Origin of the sequence: Enterobacter sp. ZOR0014, assembly GCF_000798855.1 — a bacterium.
Taxonomy (GTDB): domain Bacteria; phylum Pseudomonadota; class Gammaproteobacteria; order Enterobacterales; family Enterobacteriaceae; genus Enterobacter; species Enterobacter kobei.
The window spans coordinates 18,302-40,649 of the sequence record NZ_JTLF01000107.1; the positions used below are offsets into that span (position 1 = coordinate 18,302).

The 22,348-nt window shown below is 57.1% G+C and carries 21 protein-coding genes; 18 read left to right on the forward strand and 3 right to left on the reverse strand.

What is annotated here, in order from left to right; genetic code table 11:
• The first annotated feature begins 111 nt into the window (after window positions 1-111).
• The 3 genes from fadI to sixA all read left to right on the forward strand — a co-directional run bounded on the left by fadI (window position 112) and on the right by sixA (window position 4,264).
• Window positions 112-1,422 carry an acetyl-CoA C-acyltransferase FadI gene (gene fadI / locus L977_RS05120; protein ID WP_023330992.1) on the forward strand — a complete coding sequence of 437 codons (1,311 nt, stop codon included), beginning with the start codon at window positions 112-114 and terminating at the stop codon, window positions 1,420-1,422.
• The gene (gene fadJ / locus L977_RS05125; RefSeq protein ID WP_047625111.1) at window positions 1,422-3,569 is read left to right on the forward strand and encodes a fatty acid oxidation complex subunit alpha FadJ; all 2,148 of its coding nucleotides are present in this window, start codon (window positions 1,422-1,424) and stop codon (window positions 3,567-3,569) included. Before fadI ends, fadJ begins: the two co-directional genes overlap by 1 nt.
• 209 nt (window positions 3,570-3,778) lie before the next feature.
• Entirely contained in the window at window positions 3,779-4,264 is a 486-nt protein-coding gene (gene sixA, locus L977_RS05130; RefSeq protein ID WP_014884683.1) for a phosphohistidine phosphatase SixA, read from the forward strand.
• A gap of 47 nt (window positions 4,265-4,311) precedes the next feature.
• On the opposite strand, the gene smrB is transcribed toward sixA, so the two are convergent.
• A complete protein-coding gene (smrB, locus tag L977_RS05135) occupies window positions 4,312-4,863 on the reverse strand; it encodes an endonuclease SmrB (protein WP_014884682.1) in 552 nt (183 codons plus the stop codon).
• 145 nt (window positions 4,864-5,008) lie between these two features.
• Between smrB and prmB the strand changes: the two genes are divergently transcribed.
• The 6 genes from prmB to L977_RS05165 are packed head-to-tail and all read left to right on the forward strand — an operon-like array spanning window position 5,009 to window position 9,557.
• Complete coding sequence (prmB, locus tag L977_RS05140; protein ID WP_014884681.1) at window positions 5,009-5,941, forward strand: 50S ribosomal protein L3 N(5)-glutamine methyltransferase; 933 nt, start codon at window positions 5,009-5,011, stop codon at window positions 5,939-5,941.
• A gap of 60 nt (window positions 5,942-6,001) precedes the next feature.
• Window positions 6,002-7,087 (forward strand): chorismate synthase, encoded by a 1,086-nt coding sequence (aroC, locus tag L977_RS05145; RefSeq protein ID WP_014884680.1) that lies wholly within the window; start codon window positions 6,002-6,004, stop codon window positions 7,085-7,087.
• A gap of 2 nt (window positions 7,088-7,089) precedes the next feature.
• A complete protein-coding gene (mepA, locus tag L977_RS05150; protein ID WP_014884679.1) occupies window positions 7,090-7,914 on the forward strand; it encodes a penicillin-insensitive murein endopeptidase in 825 nt (274 codons plus the stop codon).
• Window positions 7,914-8,723: a sulfite exporter TauE/SafE family protein gene (locus tag L977_RS05155; protein ID WP_047625114.1), complete on the forward strand. Its 810-nt coding sequence runs from the start codon at window positions 7,914-7,916 to the stop codon at window positions 8,721-8,723. Before mepA ends, L977_RS05155 begins: the two co-directional genes overlap by 1 nt.
• Window positions 8,723-9,268, forward strand: a complete 546-nt coding sequence (locus L977_RS05160; protein WP_014884677.1) for an elongation factor P hydroxylase — start codon at window positions 8,723-8,725, stop codon at window positions 9,266-9,268. Before L977_RS05155 ends, L977_RS05160 begins: the two co-directional genes overlap by 1 nt.
• Window positions 9,269-9,281: 13 nt before the next feature.
• Window positions 9,282-9,557, forward strand: coding sequence for a YfcL family protein (locus L977_RS05165; RefSeq protein WP_047625117.1), 276 nt, complete (start codon window positions 9,282-9,284; stop codon window positions 9,555-9,557).
• 90 nt (window positions 9,558-9,647) lie between these two features.
• On the opposite strand, the gene mnmC is transcribed toward L977_RS05165, so the two are convergent.
• Window positions 9,648-11,645, reverse strand: a complete 1,998-nt coding sequence (gene mnmC / locus L977_RS05170; RefSeq protein ID WP_047625120.1) for a bifunctional tRNA (5-methylaminomethyl-2-thiouridine)(34)-methyltransferase MnmD/FAD-dependent 5-carboxymethylaminomethyl-2-thiouridine(34) oxidoreductase MnmC — start codon at window positions 11,643-11,645, stop codon at window positions 9,648-9,650.
• A gap of 158 nt (window positions 11,646-11,803) precedes the next feature.
• On the opposite strand from mnmC, the gene fabB reads away from it, so the two are divergent.
• Both fabB and L977_RS05180 read left to right on the forward strand, forming a co-directional pair.
• Entirely contained in the window at window positions 11,804-13,021 is a 1,218-nt protein-coding gene (fabB, locus tag L977_RS05175) for a beta-ketoacyl-ACP synthase I (protein ID WP_014884674.1), read from the forward strand.
• Between the two features lie 68 nt (window positions 13,022-13,089).
• Window positions 13,090-14,268 (forward strand): MFS transporter, encoded by a 1,179-nt coding sequence (locus L977_RS05180; RefSeq protein ID WP_047625123.1) that lies wholly within the window; start codon window positions 13,090-13,092, stop codon window positions 14,266-14,268.
• A gap of 84 nt (window positions 14,269-14,352) precedes the next feature.
• Here L977_RS05180 and flk read toward each other — a convergent pair whose 3' ends face one another.
• Entirely contained in the window at window positions 14,353-15,357 is a 1,005-nt protein-coding gene (flk, locus tag L977_RS05185) for a flagella biosynthesis regulator Flk (RefSeq protein WP_014884672.1), read from the reverse strand.
• Window positions 15,358-15,470: 113 nt separating this feature from the next.
• Between flk and pdxB the strand changes: the two genes are divergently transcribed.
• From pdxB to dedD, 7 genes are all read left to right on the forward strand, one after another.
• The gene (pdxB, locus tag L977_RS05190) at window positions 15,471-16,607 is read left to right on the forward strand and encodes a 4-phosphoerythronate dehydrogenase PdxB (RefSeq protein ID WP_023338578.1); all 1,137 of its coding nucleotides are present in this window, start codon (window positions 15,471-15,473) and stop codon (window positions 16,605-16,607) included.
• Window positions 16,608-16,674: 67 nt separating this feature from the next.
• Window positions 16,675-17,688: an aspartate-semialdehyde dehydrogenase gene (locus L977_RS05195; protein WP_023330985.1), complete on the forward strand. Its 1,014-nt coding sequence runs from the start codon at window positions 16,675-16,677 to the stop codon at window positions 17,686-17,688.
• Window positions 17,688-18,500, forward strand: a complete 813-nt coding sequence (gene truA / locus L977_RS05200) for a tRNA pseudouridine(38-40) synthase TruA (protein WP_014884669.1) — start codon at window positions 17,688-17,690, stop codon at window positions 18,498-18,500. The genes L977_RS05195 and truA overlap by 1 nt, the downstream gene beginning before the upstream one ends.
• Before the next feature lie 27 nt (window positions 18,501-18,527).
• The gene (locus L977_RS05205) at window positions 18,528-19,187 is read left to right on the forward strand and encodes a DedA family protein (protein WP_014884668.1); all 660 of its coding nucleotides are present in this window, start codon (window positions 18,528-18,530) and stop codon (window positions 19,185-19,187) included.
• A 154-nt stretch (window positions 19,188-19,341) separates the two neighbouring features.
• A complete protein-coding gene (gene accD / locus L977_RS05210) occupies window positions 19,342-20,247 on the forward strand; it encodes an acetyl-CoA carboxylase, carboxyltransferase subunit beta (protein ID WP_014884667.1) in 906 nt (301 codons plus the stop codon).
• Window positions 20,248-20,317: 70 nt separating this feature from the next.
• Window positions 20,318-21,586 (forward strand): bifunctional tetrahydrofolate synthase/dihydrofolate synthase, encoded by a 1,269-nt coding sequence (folC, locus tag L977_RS05215; protein ID WP_047625130.1) that lies wholly within the window; start codon window positions 20,318-20,320, stop codon window positions 21,584-21,586.
• Window positions 21,576-22,262 (forward strand): cell division protein DedD, encoded by a 687-nt coding sequence (gene dedD, locus L977_RS05220; RefSeq protein ID WP_014884665.1) that lies wholly within the window; start codon window positions 21,576-21,578, stop codon window positions 22,260-22,262. Before folC ends, dedD begins: the two co-directional genes overlap by 11 nt.
• Window positions 22,263-22,348 lie beyond the last annotated feature (86 nt).

Genomic DNA, 22,348 nt, shown 5'->3' on the forward strand with positions numbered 1-22,348 from the left:
CTTACCTCGCACTTTTTCGTTTCCCCAATTGGCTGAATGTAAAAAAATGGTTAAGACTATTATCAGGTCAGACCACTTAACGTTTGCGTCAATTTTTTACAGGGGAGTGTTATGAGTCAGGCATTACCGCTTATTACCCGTCAGGGCGATCGCATTGCCATTGTCAGTGGTTTGCGTACGCCGTTTGCGCGTCAGGCAACGGCGTTTCATGGCATACCGGCTGTCGATCTGGGGAAAATGGTGGTGGGGGAGATGCTGGCTCGCAGCGAAATTCCGCCTGAGGTCATTGAACAGCTGGTTTTCGGCCAGGTGGTTCAGATGCCTGAAGCTCCCAATATTGCGCGAGAAATTGTCCTCGGCACCGGGATGAGCGTTCATACGGATGCCTATAGCGTCAGCCGCGCCTGCGCGACCAGTTTCCAGGCGGTGGCTAACGTGGCGGAAAGCCTCATGGCGGGCACCATTCGCGCCGGGATCGCCGGAGGCGCTGATTCCTCTTCGGTACTGCCTATTGGCGTCAGTAAAAAGCTGGCCCGTATTCTGGTGGATGCAAACAAAGCCCGCACGACCGGCCAGAAGCTCAAACTCTTCTCGCGTTTACGTCTGCGCGACCTGATGCCTGTACCCCCTGCTGTCGCTGAATATTCTACCGGCCTGCGCATGGGCGATACCGCGGAACAGATGGCGAAAACCTATGGCATTACCCGTGAGCAGCAGGACGCGCTGGCGCATCGTTCACATCAGCTGGCGGCGAAAGCCTGGTCAGAGGGCAAGCTCACCGACGAGGTGATGACCGCCTATACGCCTCCTTATCGGGAACCACTGGTTGAAGACAACAATATCCGCGGTACCTCGACGCTGGCGGATTACGCCAAACTGCGTCCGGCGTTCGACCGTAAACATGGCACCGTGACTGCGGCCAACAGTACACCGTTGACGGATGGGGCAGCCGCCGTGATCCTGATGACCGAATCCCGCGCGAAAGAGCTGGGCATCACCCCTCTGGGCTATTTGCGCAGCTATGCCTTCACCGCCATTGATGTCTGGCAGGACATGTTGTTAGGTCCGGCCTGGTCCACGCCGCTGGCGCTGGATCGCGCAGGGCTGTCGCTGGCTGATTTAACCCTGATTGATATGCACGAAGCCTTCGCCGCACAAACCCTGGCAAACGTACAGCTGCTGGCAAGCGAGCGTTTTGCACGTGATGTGCTGGGGCGCGCCCATGCCACGGGTGAAGTGGATCAAAGCAAATTCAACGTGCTGGGTGGTTCGATTGCCTATGGTCATCCGTTTGCGGCGACAGGGGCGAGGATGATTACTCAGACATTACACGAGCTACGTCGCCGCGGTGGCGGGTTTGGCTTGGTGACCGCCTGTGCGGCGGGTGGCCTGGGTGCTGCAATGGTTCTGGAGGCTGAATAATGGAAATGACATCTGCATTTAACCTGACGGTTCGCCTCGATAACGTCGCCGTGATCGCCATTGATGTGCCTGACGAAAAAATGAATACCCTAAAGGCGGAGTTTGGCACTCAGGTTCGCGCGATGCTCAGGCAGATCCGCGAAAACAAGGCCATTCGCGGTCTGGTGTTTATCTCGGCCAAGCCGGACAACTTTATTGCCGGGGCCGACATTAACATGATCGCCCGGGCGCAAAGCGCGCAGGAAGCGGAAGATCTTGCGCGTCAGGGGCAGCAGGTGATGGCCGAGATCAACGCGCTGCCGATCCCGGTGATTGCCGCGATCCACGGTGCTTGTTTGGGGGGGGGACTGGAGCTGGCGCTGGCCTGCCACAGCCGCATTTGTACTGACGATGCGAAAACCGTTCTGGGCCTGCCGGAAGTGCAATTAGGTCTCCTTCCTGGTTCAGGTGGCACGCAGCGTCTGCCGCGCCTGGTAGGGGTTAGCACCGCGCTGGAAATGATTCTCACCGGCAAGCAGCTGCGCGCCCGTCAGGCGCTGAAAGCCGGTCTGGTTGACGATGTCGTTCCCCACGCGATTTTACTGGAAGCTGCTGTAGAACTGGCGCTGAAAGGTCGCCAGCCAAAACGTCCTCTTCCGGTGCGAGAGCGTGTGCTGGCGGGTCCTCTGGGAAGGACGATCCTGTTCAACATGGTGGGCAAAAAGACCGAACAAAAAACCAAAGGCAACTACCCGGCGGCGAAACGAATCCTGGAGGTGATTGAAACCGGGTTATCTCAGGGAAGCAGTAGCGGCTATGCCGCTGAAGCCAAAGCCTTTGGCGAGCTGGCGATGACGCCGCAGTCACGGGCGCTGCGCAGCATCTTCTTCGCCAGCACAGAGGTGAAAAAAGATCCGGGCAGTGAGGCCGAGCCTGCTCCGCTGCGTGCAATTGGCGTGCTCGGGGGGGGACTGATGGGCGGCGGCATTTCTTTCGTTACCGCAAGTAAAGGGAAACTGCCGGTACGCATCAAAGACATTAACCCTAAGGGAATCAACCACGCGCTGCAGTACAGCTGGCAGAACCTTGATCAAAAGGTCAAGCGCCGCCATATCAAGGCAAGCGAGCGTGATAAAACCCTGGCGATGATCTCCGGCACGACGGACTACAGCGGTTTTGCGCACCGCGATCTGGTGATTGAAGCCGTATTTGAAGATCTGGCGCTCAAGCAGCAGATGGTGGCGGACGTTGAACAGCATTGCGCGCCGCATACCATTTTTGCCTCGAATACGTCGTCATTACCCATCGGCGATATCGCAGCGAAAGCCGCGCGTCCTGAGCAGGTGATTGGTCTGCACTTTTTCAGCCCGGTAGAAAAAATGCCGCTGGTGGAGGTGATCCCTCACGGTACAACCAGCCCGCAAACTATCGCTACCGTGGTGAAGCTGGCGAAAAAACAGGGCAAAACCCCCATCGTGGTTGCGGACAAAGCCGGCTTCTACGTCAACCGTATTCTGGCGCCGTACATCAACGAAGCGATGCGGCTGCTGACGGAAGGGGAGAAGATTGAGCACGTCGATGAGGCACTGGTAAAGTTTGGCTTCCCCGTTGGTCCTATCCAACTTTTGGATGAGGTGGGAATAGACACCGGCACTAAAATTATACCTGTACTGGAAGCCGCTTATGGCGATCGTTTTGCGCCGCCTGCAAATATTGTTTCTGCAATTTTGAAGGACGATCGCAAAGGCAGAAAAAATGAACGCGGTTTCTATCTTTACGGCGCGAAAGGGCGTAAAAGCAAGAAACAGGTCGACCCTTCTGTTTATGGGCTTATCCCGACCTCAGGTCAGGGGAGACTCTCCGCCGTTCAGTGTGCTGAACGTTGTGTGATGATGATGCTCAATGAAGCGGCACGCTGCTTTGGTGAGCAGGTGATCAAGAGCGCACGGGATGGCGACATCGGCGCCGTATTTGGTATTGGTTTCCCGCCGTTCCTTGGCGGCCCGTTCCGTTACATGGATACACTCGGCGCGGGTGAAGTGGTGGCTATTTTGCAACGTCTGGCAACGCAATATGGCCCGCGGTTTACACCGTGTGACGAATTATTGCAGATGGCGGAACGGGGCCAGACATTTTGGCCTGCAAGGGAAACTGTCCTCGTAAGCTGAGGTCAAAGAAGGGTAAATCCCGACGTGAATGAACCTGTTCTGGCGATTTTGTAAACAGAGATTGACTATACTTACGCCATTGAGGTAAAAAACAGCGTTTCATTCACCGAATGGATCAGGCACAATGCCCGGCCATCGGGTTTTCTACCTCAGAGCATTTATCGCGGGTAGTCAACGCCGGTGATTCTGGTTAACAAAAGCGGTGCAATATGCAAGTTTTTATCATGCGTCACGGCGACGCGGCACTCGATGCCGCCAGTGACTCAGTACGTCCTTTAACAGTCTGTGGTTGCGACGAATCTCGTCTGATGGCAACCTGGCTTAAAGGCCAAAAAGTGGATATCGAACGCGTTCTGGTGAGTCCGTTCCTGCGTGCAGAACAGACGCTGGACGTGGTAGGGGAGTGTATGAACCTGCCATCCAGTGTCGATGTTCTTCCTGAACTGACGCCATGCGGTGATGTCGGCCTTGTCAGCGCCTACCTTCAGGCACTGTGCAATGAAGGTGTCGCTTCCGCACTGGTCATTTCCCACCTGCCACTGGTTGGCTATCTGGTATCTGAGTTGTGCCCGGGCGAAACGCCGCCAATGTTCACCACATCCGCCATTGCCAACGTCACCCTCGACGAAACCGGCAAAGGGGTCTTTAACTGGCAAATGAGTCCGTGCAACCTGAAGATGGCAAAAGCTATCTGACGTGACGTGCGACAGGGCGGGGTGCAAATGTGCTTCCCGCCATGCTGTCAGGGCAACTCAGGCGGTTGCCACTCCTCAACTTCTATCAACACCAGCAATGCGGCATCTCCGCCGTACTCTTTGGGTGCCTGATGAAACGCCATCACATGTGGATGCTGAGCCAGCCACAGCGGCGTTTGCTGCTTAAGTATATGTTTCCCATGGCCGTGCATCACGCAGGCGCAAAACACGTGTTCGCGGCGACAGGCGGCGATCAGTGCCCCCAGCTCCTGTTTCGCCTGCATCTGCGTTAACCCGTGCAGATCGAGAAACAGCTCCGGTGAATAATCTCCGCGACGTAATTTTTTCAGTTCAAAGTGGCTGACGTCCTCGCGCACGTATTTCACCGCGCCCTGCGTATTCAGCAGCGGTTGAAACTCATCTGAAAAATAGTGGCTGTTATCCGCCTGCTCCTGCAGCAGTCGTTTGACCGGAACGTCGCTGATTTTTTTACGCTGCGGGCGATGGACAATGGTGTCCTGCGTGATTTTACGCGTCCCGGTCATCAGCTGGCGGAAGAGAGCCTGATCCTCCTCGCTGAGCGATGTTTTCTTTTTCATTCGTCATTCTCATCTCGTATTTCCGATAGTGTACCCGACTAAACGCATTTTTTAACCTCAAGCGCGACGCGTCATTGCTGATTTATCGCCGTCTTCATGGCAAACTAGCCGCCGAAAATTATGCGAGCATGCCCTGGAGGAAAGAGTGGATAAAATATTTGTCGATGAAGCAGTAAACGAGCTGCATACCATACAGGACATGTTGCGCTGGTCGGTTAGCCGCTTCAGCGCCGCCAACATCTGGTACGGTCATGGTACCGATAACCCGTGGGATGAGGCCGTTCAGCTGGTGCTGCCGTCTCTTTATCTGCCGCTGGATATTCCGGAAGACATGCGCACCGCGCGCCTGACCTCCAGTGAAAAACACCGCATTGTTGAGCGGGTGATCCGCCGCGTCAACGAACGCATTCCGGTCGCCTACCTGACCAACAAAGCCTGGTTCTGCGGCCACGAATTCTATGTTGATGAGCGCGTGCTGGTGCCGCGTTCACCGATTGGTGAGCTGATCAACAACCACTTTGAAGGCCTGATTCACCATCAGCCGCAGCACATTCTGGATATGTGCACCGGCAGCGGCTGCATCGCGATTGCCTGCGCCTATGCCTTCCCGGAAGCGGAAGTGGACGCCGTCGATATCTCTACCGACGCGCTGGCCGTCACCGAGCACAACATTGAAGAGCACGGCCTGATCCATCACGTTACGCCAATCCGCTCGGATCTGTTCCGCGACCTGCCGACGCTGCAGTACGACCTGATCGTCACTAACCCGCCGTACGTCGACGCGGAAGACATGTCCGATCTGCCAAATGAATACCGTCATGAGCCGGAGCTGGGTCTGGCGTCAGGCACTGACGGCCTGAAGCTGACTCGTCGCATTCTGGCCTGCGCGCCGGATTACCTGACCGACGACGGTGTTCTGATTTGTGAAGTGGGCAACAGCATGGTACATCTGATAGAGCAGTACCCGGATGTGCCGTTCACCTGGCTTGAGTTCGATAACGGCGGTGACGGCGTCTTTATGCTGACCAAAGCGCAGCTGCTCGATGCGCGCGAATACTTCAGTATCTATAAAGATTAATCCAGCGGGCTTCGGCCCGTTTCACAACGCTCAAACACAAACAACAACATCGGAGCCGTGATGGCAGGAAACAGTATTGGACAGATATTCCGCGTGACCACCTTTGGTGAGTCGCACGGGCTGGCTTTAGGTTGTATCGTTGACGGCGTACCGCCCGGCATCGAACTGACTGAAGCTGATTTGCAGCACGACCTTGACCGCCGTCGTCCGGGCACCTCTCGCTACACCACGCAGCGTCGCGAGCCGGATCAGGTCAAAATTCTCTCTGGCGTCTTTGAAGGCCGCACCACCGGGACCAGCATTGGTCTGCTGATCGAAAACACCGACCAGCGTTCTCAGGACTACGGCGCTATTAAAGACGTATTCCGTCCGGGCCACGCTGACTATACCTACGAGCAAAAGTACGGTTTCCGCGACTATCGCGGCGGCGGACGCTCTTCCGCGCGTGAAACCGCGATGCGCGTGGCGGCGGGTGCCATTGCCAAAAAATACCTGCAGCAGAAATTTGGCATCGTCATTCGCGGCTGTCTGACCCAGATGGGCGATATTCCGCTGGCCATTAAAGACTGGGACCAGGTTGAGCAAAACCCGTTCTTCTGCGCCGATGCCGACAAGCTGGATGCGCTGGACGAGCTGATGCGTGGCCTGAAAAAAGAGGGTGACTCCATTGGGGCGAAGGTCACCGTGGTGGCCGACGGCGTGCCGCCAGGCTGGGGCGAGCCGGTGTTTGACCGTCTCGACGCTGACATTGCGCACGCGCTGATGAGCATCAACGCGGTGAAGGGCGTAGAGATTGGCGACGGGTTTGACGTGGTTCAGCTTCGCGGCAGCCAGAACCGCGACGAAATCACGAAAGCGGGCTTCCAGAGCAACCATGCGGGTGGCATCCTCGGCGGGATCAGCAGCGGGCAGCAGATTGTTGCGAATATTGCCCTGAAGCCAACCTCCAGCATTACCGTGCCGGGCCACACGATTAACCGCTCTGGCGAAGAAGTTGAGATGATCACCAAAGGACGTCACGATCCTTGCGTGGGGATCCGTGCGGTGCCGATCGCAGAAGCGATGCTGGCGATCGTGCTGATGGATCACTTCCTGCGTCAGCGCGCGCAGAATGCGGATGTAACGACCACCATTCCACGCTGGTAACCATGAAAAAAACCGCAATTGCTCTGCTGGCGCTGCTCGCCAGTGGAGCCAGTCTGGCCGCCACGCCGTGGCAAAAGATCACCCATCCGGTGGCGGGCAGCGCGCAGTCTATCGGCGCCTTTTCGAACGGCTGTATCGTCGGCGCGCAGGCACTTCCGCTGCAATCGGATACTTATCAGGTGATGCGTACCGACCAGCGCCGTTACTTCGGTCACCCTGACCTGGTGCTGTTTATTCAGCGACTGGGAAACCAGGTACATAACCTGGGGCTGGGGACGATGCTGATTGGCGATATGGGCATGCCTGCGGGCGGGCGCTTTAACGGCGGGCACGCCAGCCACCAGACCGGACTGGATGTCGATATCTTCCTGCAGCTACCGAAAACACGCTGGACGTCCGCGCAACTGCTGAAACCGCAGGCGCTGGATCTGGTGGCGAGTGACGGTAAGCGCGTGGTGCCCTCCCTGTGGACGCGGGATGTGTCCAGCATGATCAAGCTGGCAGCAGAAGATAATGACGTCACGCGGATCTTTGTGAATCCGGCCATCAAACAACAGCTCTGCCTGGATGCCGGAACTGACCGCGACTGGCTGCGCAAAGTGCGCCCGTGGTTCCAGCATCGTGCGCACATGCACGTTCGTTTGCGTTGCCCGGCAAACAGCCTGGAATGTGAAGATCAGCCGTTACCTCCGCCAGGCGATGGCTGCGGTGCGGAGCTGCAGAGCTGGTTTGAACCGGCAAAACCTGGAACCTCTAAGCCTGAGAAGAAGACACCGCCTCCGTTGCCGCCTTCCTGCCAGGCGCTACTGGATGAGCATGTACTTTAATGGATAATTTCGTCGATCTGTTTATGGTGTCCCCGCTGCTGCTGCTGGTGCTGTTTTTTGTTGCCATGTTAGCCGGGTTTATTGATGCGCTTGCTGGCGGCGGCGGGTTGTTAACGGTACCCGCACTGCTGGCGGCGGGCATGAGCCCCGCTCAGGCACTGGCCACCAACAAACTTCAGGCCTGCGGCGGCTCGCTTTCGGCATCGCTCTATTTTATCCGCCGCAAGGTGGTGAGCCTCGCCGATCAGAAGCTCAATATTCTGATGACCTTTATCGGCTCGACGTCGGGCGCGCTGCTGGTGCAGCACGTACAGTCCGATATTTTGCGCCAGATCCTGCCGATTCTGGTTATCTGCATCGGTCTCTACTTCCTGCTGATGCCAAAGCTCGGTGAAGAAGACCGTCAGCGTCGCTTGCATGGCTTGCCGTTTGCCCTGATAGCCGGGGGCTGCGTCGGTTTTTACGACGGCTTCTTTGGTCCGGGCGCAGGCTCGTTTTACGCGCTGGCGTTTGTGACGCTGGCCGGGTTTAACCTCGCTAAATCTACCGCCCATGCCAAAGTGCTTAATGCGACCTCTAACCTTGGTGGCCTGTTGCTGTTTATCATTGGCGGCAAGGTCATCTGGGCAACCGGTTTTGTCATGATGGCAGGGCAGTTCCTGGGCGCGCGCGTGGGCTCGCGCCTGGTATTAAGCAAAGGACAGAAGCTGATTCGCCCGATGATCGTCATCGTTTCGGCGGTCATGAGCGCAAAGCTTCTTTATGACAGCCATGGACAGGAGATCCTCCACTGGTTGGGGATGAACTAATGAACAGTACGCATAACTACGAACAGCTGATTGAGATTTTTAACGGCTGCTTTGCTGATGATTTTAATACCCGTCTGATTAAAGGCGACGACGAACCGATCTATCTTCCTGCTGATGCCGAAGTGCCGTACAACCGGATCGTCTTTGCGCACGGCTTTTACGCCAGTGCGCTGCATGAAATTTCGCACTGGTGCATTGCGGGGAAAGCGCGTCGCGAGCTGGTGGACTTCGGCTACTGGTACTGTCCGGACGGACGCGACGCCGCAACCCAGGGCCAGTTTGAAGATGTGGAAGTGAAACCGCAGGCGCTGGAATGGCTATTCTGTGTCGCGGCGGGTTTCCCGTTCAACGTCAGCTGTGACAACCTCGAAGGCGACTTCGAGCCAGACCGTATCGTCTTCCAGCGCCGCGTGCATGCACAGGTGATGGAATATCTTGAGAAAGGCATCCCGGAACGTCCGGCCCGCCTGATCGAGGCTTTACAGAATTATTACCACACGCCGGTGATCACGGCGGAATGCTTCCCCTGGCCGGAAGATCTTTAACTGAGGAAAAAAGATGATCGCAGAATTTGAATCACGCATTCTGGCGTTAATTGATGACATGGTGGAACACGCCAGTGATGATGAGCTGTTCGCCAGCGGTTATCTGCGTGGTCACCTGACGCTGGCTGTTGCCGAGCTGGAGGCAGGAGACGATCATTCTGCCGAAGCAGTGCATGATGAAGTCTCCCGCAGCCTGGAAAAGGCGATTCAGGCGGGTGAACTGTCCCCGCGCGACCAGTCTCTGGTGCTGGGCATGTGGGACACTTTGTTCCAGCAGGCTAAACGCTAAGTCATCGTATTTCGCCCGGTGGCGCTGCGCTTACCGGGCCTACGAATATCCCCTCCCCAGAGGGAGAGGGCTAGGGGATCAGACTGCACCCTACTTAACCTTCTTCCCCTTCAGCAGTTTCCGCACCCACAACCGATTCGGGTTCAGCCCTGCAAGCGTTGTTCTGTCCAGCGGTAGCGGCTCGTTGCTCATTTGTGCGGCTAAGGCTTCAGCCAGTAGAGGTGCAGAACACAATCCACGCGAACCCAGCCCACCCAGCATAAACAGTTCGGGATAAACCGGTGCAGCTACCGCCGTTTCCTGGTGGTTTGCAAGGTCGTGATAGGCTTCAAGCGTTGCCTCATAGTTCGGCACATTCCCCATCATCGGCAGATGATCGCGCGTTGCGCAGCGCACGCCACAGCGGGCAGCGCCTTCGCTGACGTCAACCTCTTTCGCCCACGCTGCATCCGGGAAGCAGTCAATCAGGCGCTGGCGGTTTTGCTGCTGATCCGCCTCGCTGTAGCGCATATCCGCTTCGCCACGATGATAGCTCGCCCCGATGCAGTGATGACCATTAGACGGATTTTGTGGCGTCAGATAGCCGTCATAGCACAGTACCTGACGCAGTTTGCCCAGTTCGGACGTAGTAGGGATATGACTCACCTGGCCGCCGACCGGATAAACCGGCACGGATTCTGTCTGGAGAAACTGGTTGATGCTATGTCCGTTCGCCAGCACAACGCTGGCATGGCTTGCCTCTTTGCCATCAGCAAAACGCAAATTCCAGCGTTCTGTTCGGGACAGCGATTCAACCTTGCGGGCATAGTAGACCGTCAGCCCGCGTGACTGCGCAAGGTCAATCGCTGCAGCGGTCAGTTCAGCCGGGCACAGCCAGCCGCCGAGCGGATACTGAATGCCCTCGCAGCCGGTTTCAACGCCGGTGGTGTCGGCGGCCTCTTGCGCGCTTACCGCCCGCGCAATGTCTTCCGGCAGTCCCAGGGACAGCATCTGCGCGATTTTTTGCTGACTTCTCTCATCCCAGCCGAGCTGCGTCACGCCGCACCATTCATGATCGAACGTCACCGGCAGGGCATCATACAGGCGACGGGCGAAGGTAAAGGCCGCCGGGAAAAACTGGAACAGTGCCGGATCGTGCGCGCTTAAAAGGGGATAGAGCGCCCCCTGGCGGTTGCCGGAGGCCCCACCTGCTGGCGCATCGTCAGCACAATAAAGCGTCACCTGCCAGCCACGGTGGATAAGCGCAAGAGACAGCAGGGCGCTGGCGATCCCTCCGCCTGCTATCGCCACTTCCCGTGACGCGCCGGCGCTGCGCGCAAACCAGGGGGCACTGGCGGGGATGTCCAGCGTCTGCTCCATCCTGCCGACCAGCATGTCGCGCTTGCGGCCAAAACCTTTGGTTTTCTGCATAGTAAAGCCCGCTTCCTGCAAGCCGCGGCGAACAAAGCCTGCTGAGGTGAAGGTGGCGAGCGTTGCGCCCGGACGCGCCAGTCGCGCCATCGCGGTAAACAGATGCTGGCTCCACATATCCGGGTTTTTGGCAGGCGCAAAACCGTCCAGGAACCACGCGTCCACCGTCTGATTCATCGCATCATCAAGCTTATCGGTAAGGTCGTTGATGTCGCCCAGCCACAAATCCAGCGTCACGCGTCCGCCGTCCAGAATCAGACGGTGGCATCCCCCAATGTGAGGCGGCCATTGTGCCTGAAGCTGTTCAGCCCAGGTTGCCAGCTCCGGCCAGCGTTGATGGGCCAGGCGCAGATCGGGCGCGGTAAGCGGGAATTTTTCGAAACTGATGAAATGTAATCTTTGTAGCGTAGCCTCAGGGTGGGCAGCGTGAAACTGGTCAAACGCCTGCCAGAGGGTCAGAAAATTGAGCCCGGTGCCGAATCCGCTTTCCGCGACCACAAACAGGCTCCGCGGATGCTCCGGGAAGCGGGTGCTGAGCTGGTTTCCGTCGAGGAAAACATAGCGAGTTTCTTCGAGTCCGTTATCATTAGAAAAATAGACGTCATCAAAATCTCGGGAAACAGGTGTACCCTCAGCGTTGAATTCGAGGTTGGCGGGTTGTATAGCGTTTTGTTTCACGTAAGTTACTCGTCTGACAGGCAGTGGCACGATCTTAACGATGTGAGTCCATCGGTGCAAATTTCCGCAGAAAATGTCTGATCGGACTTGTTCGGCGTACAAGTGTACGCTATTGTGCGACTCGAAACTTACTATAGTGCGACTTACAGAGGTATTGAATGAAACGTGCAGTGATTACTGGCCTGGGCATTGTTTCCAGCATCGGTAATAACCAGCAGGAAGTCCTGGCATCTCTGCGTGAAGGACGCTCCGGGATCACTTTCTCTGAAGAGTTTAAAGATTCAGGTATGCGTAGCCACGTATGGGGTAACGTCAAACTGGACACCACCGGTTTGATTGACCGCAAAGTGGTTCGTTTCATGAACGATGCCTCTATTTATGCTTATCTCTCCATGCAGGAAGCGATTGCAGATGCAGGTCTGAGCGCGGAAGTTTACCAGAACAATCCCCGCGTAGGTCTTATCGCTGGTTCCGGCGGCTCATCTAAAGCGCAGGTATTCGGTGCTGACGCAATGCGTAGCCCGCGTGGTCTGAAAGCGGTAGGTCCGTACGTGGTCACCAAAGCCATGGGCTCTGCGGTTTCCGCATGCCTGGCCACTCCGTTCAAAATCCACGGTGTGAACTACTCCATCAGTTCCGCGTGTGCGACGTCCGCACACTGCATCGGTAACGCGGTTGAGCAGATCCAGCTGGGTAAACAGGACATCGTCTTTGCTGGCGGCGGCGAAGAGCTGGGCTGGGAAATGGCCTGTGAGTTCGACGCGATGGGCGCTCTGTCCACCAAGTACAACGAAACCCCGGAAAAAGCGTCCCGTACTTACGACGCGCACCGTGATGGCTTCATCATCGCAGGCGGCGGCGGTATGGTTGTGGTTGAAGAGCTGGAGCACGCGCTGGCACGTGGTGCGCATATCTACGCTGAGATCGTGGGCTACGGCGCAACGTCTGATGGCGCCGACATGGTTGCGCCATCCGGTGAAGGTGCGGTGCGCTGCATGAAGATGGCGATGCACGGCGTTGATACGCCAATCGACTACCTGAACTCTCACGGTACCTCTACTCCGGTAGGCGACGTGAAAGAGCTGGGTGCAATCCGCGAAGTCTTCGGCGACAACAGCCCGGCAATTTCTGCCACCAAAGCTATGACCGGTCACTCTCTGGGTGCTGCGGGCGTGCAGGAAGCGATCTACTCTCTGCTGATGCTGGAAAACGGCTTTATCGCCCCAAGCATCAACATTGATGAGATGGACGAGCAGGCTGCTGGCCTGAACATCGTGACGAAACCAACGGAAGCGACACTGACCACCGTCATGTCTAACAGCTTCGGTTTCGGCGGCACGAACGCGACGCTGGTAATGCGTAAGTACAAAGCATAAGCGTTTGAATGTATAGTAGAAGGGAACCGGAAGGTTCCCTTTTTTTATGCCTCAACACGGAGTTATGCATGAAGGCTGTTATCCCAGAGAAGAGCGCCCCTTCCGGTAACCTTTCCCTTTTCCGAATCGCCTTTGCGGTATTTCTGACCTACATGACCGTTGGCCTGCCGCTGCCGGTGATCCCACTGTTCGTTCATCAGGAACTCGGCTATGGCAACACTATGGTCGGCATTGCCGTGGGCATTCAGTTTTTAGCCACGGTGTTAACCCGCGGGTACGCCGGACGGCTGGCAGATCAGCACGGTGCAAAACGCTCGGCGTTACAGGGGATGTTTGCCTGTGGTCTGGCGGGCGGGGCATGGCTGTTAGCCGCGCTTTTGCCGGTAGACGCAGGGTATAAATTTGCGCTGCTGGTGCTGGGACGTTTAATCCTTGGCTTTGGTGAAAGCCAGCTGCTGACCGGCACCCTGACCTGGGGAATGGGTCTGGTGGGGCCTGCTCGTTCGGGCAAAGTGATGTCCTGGAACGGCATGGCTATCTATGGCGCGCTGGCCGCTGGCGCACCGCTGGGACTGCTGATCAATAGCCAGTTTGGCTTTGCGGCGCTGGCAGCCACCACCATGGTGTTGCCGCTGCTGGCGTGGGCTTTTAACGGCTCGGTACGTAAGGTGCCCGCTCACAAAGGGGAGCGCCCTTCCCTGTGGAGCGTGATCGGCCAAATCTGGCAGCCGGGTCTGGGCCTGGCGCTGCAGGGCGTAGGTTTTGCGGTGATTGGCACGTTCGTCTCGCTCTACTTTATGAGCCGCGGCTGGGCGATGGCCGGATTTACGCTCACCGCGTTTGGCGGGGCGTTTGTGCTGATGCGCGTGTTCTTCGGCTGGATGCCGGATCGCTTTGGTGGCGTGAAGGTGGCGGTGGCGTCGCTGATGATTGAGACCGTTGGCCTGCTGCTGCTGTGGTACGCACCGGTCGCCTCTGTCGCGCTGATTGGCGCAGCACTCACCGGCTGCGGTTGCTCGTTGATTTTCCCGGCGCTGGGTGTGGAAGTCGTGAAGCGTGTGGCCCCGCAGGTGCGTGGCACAGCACTCGGTGGCTATGCGGCGTTTCAGGATATCTCATACGGAGTAACCGGACCGCTGGCCGGACTGCTGGCCACCTCGTTTGGCTACCCGTCCGTCTTCCTGGCCGGTGCCATTTCTGCGGTCGTGGGGATCGTGGTGACGCTGGTGGCGTTTCGCCGGTCGTAGTTTTTGCCCGGTGGCGCTTCGCTTACCGGGCCTACAACCGCACTGGCCTTAGGCCGGGTAAGGCGAAGCCGCCACCCGGCAGTGTTAAGCAACCAGCCAGAAAATCGCCAGTGCAATCAGTAACGCAATAAACAACAATCCCGGACGGGCAGAAAGCGTTCTGAACGTCTCCACAACGGGCGCAAAAAGCGGGCTGTAGATCGGCTGAATGTTTCTTGCCTCCGGTACGCCGCCTTCCCGCTCGGCGCGGCGCACGAAGATCTGATTGAGCACATCCTGCACCTGCGCGGTGGTCAGTACCGTTTGCGGTGTCGCCTGCCAGTTCTGCTGGGCGTAATCCCGAATCGCCTCGAATTCGTGCGGTTCCAGCGGCTGTTTAAGCGCAGCCTGAACGGTATGCAGGGTAGGGGCGCTCTGGGTGCTGAGCGTCTGGCGCGCCTGTAGCCAGGTCACCAGATGGGGAAACTGTTTGGCCGGGATCAACTCGCCCGCCTTTACGCCGGACAGTTCGAGCATGGATTGCCAGATAAGCTTTGTTGACTCGCCGGTGGCGGCGGCCAGTTTGGTCACCATTTGATTCAGCGTGTTGTGCTCAGCAGGCAGCAGCGAACGCTCGGTCGCTGGCCGCAGCTGCGGCTGTGGGATCGACAGCTGATTGTTCTGCAACAGCGTCAGCACGGTTTTAAGCTGGTCTGGCGTCAGCTGGCTCAGGGCCGTCTGGCCATACTGCTGGCGGATAAAGTCGCTGACCGCCTGACGGTTATTTCCCTGGCCGAGCAGCTCGGTCAGTTGCGTGACAATCTGCCGCGTGGTGTGGTTCTGCTGTGCGGTCGTAATACGCTGGTTGAGATTTTGCTCGGCAGCAGGGAAATGTCGCGACTGCAGCGGTGCGTCATTCCTTACGCCTAAATCATGCTTTACTCCGGCCCAGACTTCCGCGTTTTGCTGTGAAGTCAGCGCAATCAGGCGCGTGATCAGTCGCTCCAGCACGGTGCGCTGTTGCGTGGATAGCGGTTGTTCACCGGCAACGTTTGGCGTGACAGGGCCTTCACCCGGAGGGCGTGGCGGCGTACCTGAAATGGGCTGCATCGTCAAAAATCCTTAAAGTCAAAACTCAGCGTAAACCTGGCAGACGTATATGCCTGGCGGCCAGATTATGGCACACTTGGCAGGTTTACTTCCTCTCAAACAGGTACTCAGACGTGAAAATCCTCGTTGATGAAAATATGCCTTATGCCCGTGAGCTGTTTAGCCGCCTGGGTAACGTTAAGGCTGTCCCTGGTCGCCCGATCCCGGTCAACGAACTGGATGACGCAGACGCGCTGATGGTGCGCTCGGTGACCAAAGTAAATGCGTCGTTGCTCGCCGGAAAAGCGATTAAGTTTGTCGGAACCGCAACGGCAGGGACCGATCATGTGGATGACCAATGGCTGAAGCAGGCGGGGATCGGCTTTTCCGCCGCGCCCGGCTGTAATGCTATTGCCGTCGTGGAATATGTCTTCTCCTCTTTGCTGATGCTGGCCGAGCGCGACGGTTTTGTGCTGAAAGACCGCACCGTGGGGATCGTCGGGGTGGGTAACGTGGGTGGACGCCTGCAAAAGCGCCTGGAGGCGTTAGGTATTCGCACGCTGCTGTGCGACCCACCGCGTAAAGACAACGGTGACGAAGGGGATTTCCGCTCGCTGGATGAGCTGGTTGAACAGTGTGATGTGCTGACGTTTCACACGCCGCTGTTTAAAGAGGGCCCCTATACGTCCCTGCATCTTGCCGATGAAGCACTGATCCGTCGTCTGAAGGCTGGCACTATTCTGATAAATGCCTGCCGTGGCCCGGTGGTGGACAACGCCGCGCTGCTGAAATGTCTGAATGAAGGACAAGACCTCCGCGTTGTGCTGGACGTCTGGGAGCCGGAGCCGGATCTTAACGTTGAACTGCTTAACAAGGTGGACGTAGCCACTGCGCATATCGCGGGCTATACGCTTGAAGGCAAAGCCCGCGGCACAACGCAGGTGTTTGAAGCCTACAGCACGTTTATTGGCCATCCGCAGCAGGTGGCGCTGGATACCTTACTTCCCGCACCTGAATTTGGCCGCATTACCCTGCACGGCCCGCTCGATCAGGCAACGCTGAAAAGGCTGGTGCATTTGGTGTATGATGTGCGCCGCGATGATGCGCTGCTGCGTAAAGTGGCGGGGATCCCGGGTGAATTTGACAAGCTGCGTAAGAACTATGTTGAGCGCCGCGAGTGGTCGTCCCTGTATGTGATGTGCGACGACGCAACGGCCGCGACGCTGCTGAAAAAACTGGGTTTTAACGCCGTTCATCACCCGGCGCATTAATGTCTTCTTAATGCTCCCTGTCGGATACTCCGGCAGGGACGCTTTTTTATTTCTGGAGTAAACCACCATGTCTGAAGGCTGGAACATTGCCATTTTAGGTGCCACCGGTGCCGTGGGCGAAGCCCTGCTCGAAACCCTTGCTGAGCGTCAGTTCCCGGTGGGCGATATCTATGCGCTGGCGCGTACCGATAGCGCGGGTGAGCATCTGCGCTTTAACGGTAAATCCGTCATGGTCCAGGATGCGGCTGCGTTTGACTGGACCCAGGCGCAGCTGGCATTTTTCGCCGCAGGTGCTGAAGCCACGGCGTCTTACATCGAAGAGGCGACCAATTCAGGTTGCCTGGTGATCGACCTAAGCGGTCTGTTCGCCATGGAGCCGGACGTGCCGCTGGTGGTGCCGGACGTCAACCCGTATGTCCTGGCTGACTACCGTAACCGTAATATCATCGCGGTACCGAACAGTCTGACCAGCCAGCTGCTGACCGCGCTGAAACCGCTGATTGACGACGGTGGCCTGTCGCGTATCACCGTCACCAGCCTGCTGTCTGCCTCCGCAAATGGCAAAAAGGCCGTCGATGCGCTGGCCGGGCAGAGCGCGAAGCTGCTGAACGGTATCCCGATTGATGAGGATGATTTCTTCGGTCGCCAACTGGCGTTCAACATGCTGCCACTGCTGCCGGATCGTGAAGGTTCCGTGCGCGAAGAGCGCCGTATCGTCGACGAAGCGCGCAAAATTCTGCAGGATGAGGGGCTGATGATCTCCGCAAACGTCGTGCAGTCGCCGGTATTCTACGGTCACGCGCAGATGGTAGGTTTTGAAGCCCTGCGCCCGCTGGCGGCGGAAGAAGCGCGCGATGCGTTTGGCCGCGGTGAAGATATCGTACTTTCCGAAGAGAGCGAGTTTCCGACGCAGGTCGGTGACGCCACCGGTAGCGCCCATCTTTCAGTCGGTTGCGTGCGGAACGATTACGGTATGCCGGAGCAGGTTCAATTCTGGTCCGTTGCGGACAACGTTCGTTTTGGCGGCGCGCTGATGGCGGTCAAAATTGCTGAGAAACTGGTGCAGGAGTACCTGTACTGATGTCAGAAGTGGAACAAAAGCCGGTTCATAAAATTGCCCTCGGTATCGAGTACGATGGCAGTAAATATTATGGCTGGCAGCGTCAGAATGAGGTGCGTAGCGTCCAGGAAAAGCTGGAGAAAGCGCTCTCTCAGGTGGCAAACGAGCCGATTAACGTTCTGTGCGCAGGCCGTACGGATGCGGGTGTTCACGGTACCGGGCAGGTGGTCCACTTTGAAACCACTGCCGTGCGCAAAGATGCCGCCTGGACGCTGGGTGTAAATGCGAATTTACCTGGTGACATTGCGGTGCGTTGGGTGAAAGCTGTGCCGGATGATTTTCACGCGCGCTTCAGCGCGACGGCGCGTCGCTACCGCTATGTCATCTACAACCAGCGTCTGCGTCCGGCGGTGCTAAGCCAGGGCGTAACGCATTTTTATGAACCGCTCGATGCTGAACGCATGCATCGTGCGGCGCAGTGTCTGATTGGTGAAAATGACTTTACGTCGTTTCGTGCGGTGCAATGTCAGTCCCGTACGCCGTGGCGTAACGTTATGCACATAAACGTCAGCCGTTTTGGCGCGTATGTGGTGGTGGATATCAAAGCCAATGCCTTTGTACATCATATGGTGCGGAATATTGTAGGCAGCCTGATGGAAGTGGGTGCCGGACACCAGCCGGAGAGCTGGATTGCAGACCTGCTGGCAGCGAAGGACAGAACGCTTGCGGCAGCCACGGCGAAAGCAGAAGGACTGTATCTGGTTGCGGTAGACTATCCGGATCGGTTTGACCTGCCAAAACCGCCAATGGGCCCGCTGTTTTTAGCGGACTAAACAAGGTGCAATTAAGGCTTAGACAATATGGACGTAATACGTTTTCTGATTGATTTCATTCTGCATATTGATGTTCACCTGGCGGAACTGGTCGCGCAGTATGGCGTCTGGGTTTATGCCATCCTGTTCCTCATTCTGTTCTGTGAAACCGGTCTGGTCGTTACCCCCTTCCTGCCGGGGGACTCCCTGCTGTTTGTTGCGGGTGCGTTATCGGCCCTACCGACCAATGACTTGAACGTGCATCTGATGGTGGTGTTGATGGTGATTGCCGCAATTATCGGGGATGCCGTCAACTATACCATTGGCCGGGTGTTCGGTGAGCGCTTGTTCAGCAATCCTGATTCGAAAATTTTCCGTCGCAGCTATTTAGATAAAACCCATGCGTTTTATGAACGTCATGGCGGAAAAACCATTATCCTTGCGCGTTTTGTGCCTATTGTGCGCACATTTGCACCGTTTGTGGCGGGAATGGGGCATATGTCCTATCGTCATTTTGCGATGTATAACGTCGTGGGCGCGCTGCTGTGGGTGCTGTTGTTTACCTATGCAGGCTACCTGTTTGGCGACTTGCCGGTGGTTCAGGAAAACCTTAAGTTACTGATTGTAGCGATTATTGTGCTTTCCGTACTGCCTGGCGTTATTGAGATTATTCGTCACAAACGCGCGGCGGCAAAGCAAGCGAAGTAAATGCACGCTGGCGGTTCGACCACTTTTTTATCCAAAGTTTCGGGCTGTTATGTTTTAATGTGCAACATTCATGGTCTGTTGGAGGCAAAAATGGCATTATTCGCCTCTTATAGCAAAACTGGCATACGACCAGGTTCAGGCAGAAAGGTTATCAATGAGCTGGATTGAACGAATTAAAAGCAACATTACCCCAACGCGCAAAGCGAGCATTCCTGAAGGGGTATGGACGAAGTGTGATAGCTGCGGCCAGGTTCTGTACCGTGCAGAGCTGGAACGCAATCTTGAAGTGTGTCCGAAGTGTGACCACCATATGCGTATGTCGGCGCGTAACCGCCTGCATAGCCTGCTGGACGAAGGTTCACTGGTAGAACTGGGCAGCGAGCTTGAGCCAAAAGATGTGCTGAAGTTCCGCGATTCCAAAAAATACAAAGATCGTCTGGCCTCTGCACAGAAAGAGACTGGCGAGAAAGACGCGCTGATCGTCATGAAAGGCACCCTACATGAAATGCCGGTTGTCGCCGCGGCGTTTGAGTTCTCCTTTATGGGTGGCTCAATGGGCTCTGTCGTGGGCGCACGTTTTGTGCGTGCCGTTGAGCAAGCGCTGGAAGATAACTGCCCGCTGATCTGCTTCTCTGCCTCTGGCGGAGCACGTATGCAGGAAGCGCTGATGTCTCTGATGCAGATGGCGAAAACCTCTGCGGCGCTCGCGAAAATGCAGGAACGCGGTCTGCCTTACATTTCCGTGCTGACCGACCCAACCATGGGTGGCGTCTCTGCAAGCTTCGCGATGCTTGGCGATCTGAACATTGCTGAGCCAAAAGCACTGATCGGTTTCGCTGGTCCTCGCGTCATTGAGCAAACCGTTCGTGAAAAACTGCCGCCGGGCTTCCAGCGCAGTGAGTTCCTCATTGAGAAAGGCGCCATCGATATGATCGTCCGCCGTCCGGAAATGCGCCTGAAACTGGCAAGCGTTCTGGCGAAGCTGATGAATCTGCCCGCGCCAAACCCGGATGAGCCGCGCGAAGGCGTGGTGGTACCGGATCAGGAACCCGAGGCCTGATAACTGAAAAGGGCAGGGCCAGATGGCGCTGCCCTTTTGCTTTATAACCTGCTAATGACAACCGGGCATCATGGAAAATAAAAGCATTCCTCAAGCCACGTCGCCCCTGGCCGCGTGGCTTTCTTATCTGGAAAACCTGCACAGTAAAACCATTGATATGGGGCTTGAGCGCGTAAGCCAGGTTGCCGCGCGTCTGGGCGTGCTGAAACCTGCGCCTTTCGTTTTCACCGTCGCAGGCACCAACGGTAAAGGCACTACCTGCCGTACGCTGGAATCCGTCCTGATGGCGGCGGGTTACAAGGTTGGCGTTTACAGCTCACCACACCTGGTACGTTACACTGAGCGGGTTCGCGTGCAGAACAGCGAGCTGCCGGAATCGGCGCATACGGCGTCGTTCGCGGAAATCGAAGCCGCGCGAGGTGATATCTCGTTAACCTATTTCGAGTACGGCACGCTTTCGGCATTGTGGCTGTTCAAACAGGCGCTGCTGGATGTGGTGATTCTGGAAGTGGGTCTTGGCGGGCGGCTTGATGCCACCAATATGGTGGATGCGGACGTGGCGGTGGTCACCAGTATCGCGCTGGACCATATCGACTGGCTGGGGCCGGATCGGGAAAGCATTGGTCGCGAGAAGGCCGGAATTTTCCGGGCGAATAAACCCGCCGTGGTCGGTGAGCCGGATATGCCGCACACTATTGCTGACGTGGCCCAGGAGAAGGGCGCTCTGTTGCTGCGCCGTGGCGTTGACTGGCAATATGAGGTTCAGGATAACGGCTGGCGCTTTAGCGATGCGCAGGGAATGCTGGACAACCTGCCGCTGCCGCAGGTGCCACAGCCTAACGCGGCAACCGCGCTGGCGGCATTGCGCGCCAGCGGATTAGCGGTCAGCGATCAGGCGATCCGCGACGGCATTCAGAATGCGCTGCTGCCGGGACGTTTTCAGATTGTGAGTGAGTCACCGCGCCTGATCCTGGACGTGGCGCACAACCCACACGCAGCGGCGTACCTCGCAGGACGTCTCAAATCGTTACCAAAAACCGGGCGCGTGCTGGCGGTTATCGGTATGCTTCATGATAAAGATATCGGTGGCACGCTGGCCTGCATGGAGAGTGTGGTCGATAGCTGGTATTGTGCTCCTCTTGAGGGGCCGCGTGGTGCGACGGCCGAGCAGTTGATGGAACATCTCGGCAAAGGCGCAATCTATAGTAGCGTGGCTCAGGCCTGGCATGCCGCGATGGCGGATGCTAAACCAGAAGATACCGTGCTGGTGTGTGGCTCTTTCCACACGGTGGCACATGTCATGGAAGTGATGGACGCGGGGAGAACCGGTGGCGAGTAAGTTTCAGAACCGTTTAACAGGAACCATTGTGCTGGTCGCGCTCGGGGTGATTATTCTTCCCGGGCTGCTCGACGGGCAGAAAAAGCATTATCAGGACGAGTTTGCAGCCATTCCGCTGGTGCCGAAACCGGGCGACCGTGATGAACCGGATATGCTGCCTGCGGCGACACAGGCGCTGCCTGCCCAGCCGCCGGAAGGGGCGGCTGAAGAAGTTCGCGCGGGCGATGCCGCTGCGCCGTCGCTCGACCCGTCGCGTCTGGCGGCGAATAACAACATCGAGATTGATCCGGTACCGGTAGAGAAGCCTAAGCCTGTTGAAAAACCGAAGCCGGTAGAGAAACCGCAGCCGAAGCCACCGCGTGATAAAGCGGCAGAGCAACTGGCTGCTGCGTCAGAAACCCCTCCGCCAGCGAAGCAAGACGCAGCCCCGACCGGCAAAGCCTATGTTGTGCAACTGGGCGCGTTGAAAAACGCCGATAAAGTTAACGAGGTCGTGGGTAAACTGCGCAGCGCGGGCTATCGTGTTTACACTTCACCTTCCACGCCGGTGCAGGGTAAAATTACCCGTATCCTTGTGGGGCCGGAAGCGTCTAAAGATAAGCTGAAAGGCTCGCTGGGTGAGCTGAAGCAGATCTCCGGTCTGAGCGGTGTGGTGATGAACTATAGCGCGAACTGATAAGATCTCCCCCTCACCCTAACCCTCGCCCCTCAAGGGAGAGGGCCGGGGTGAGGGGGAGAAGACGTCCACAGAGATGTCAAAAG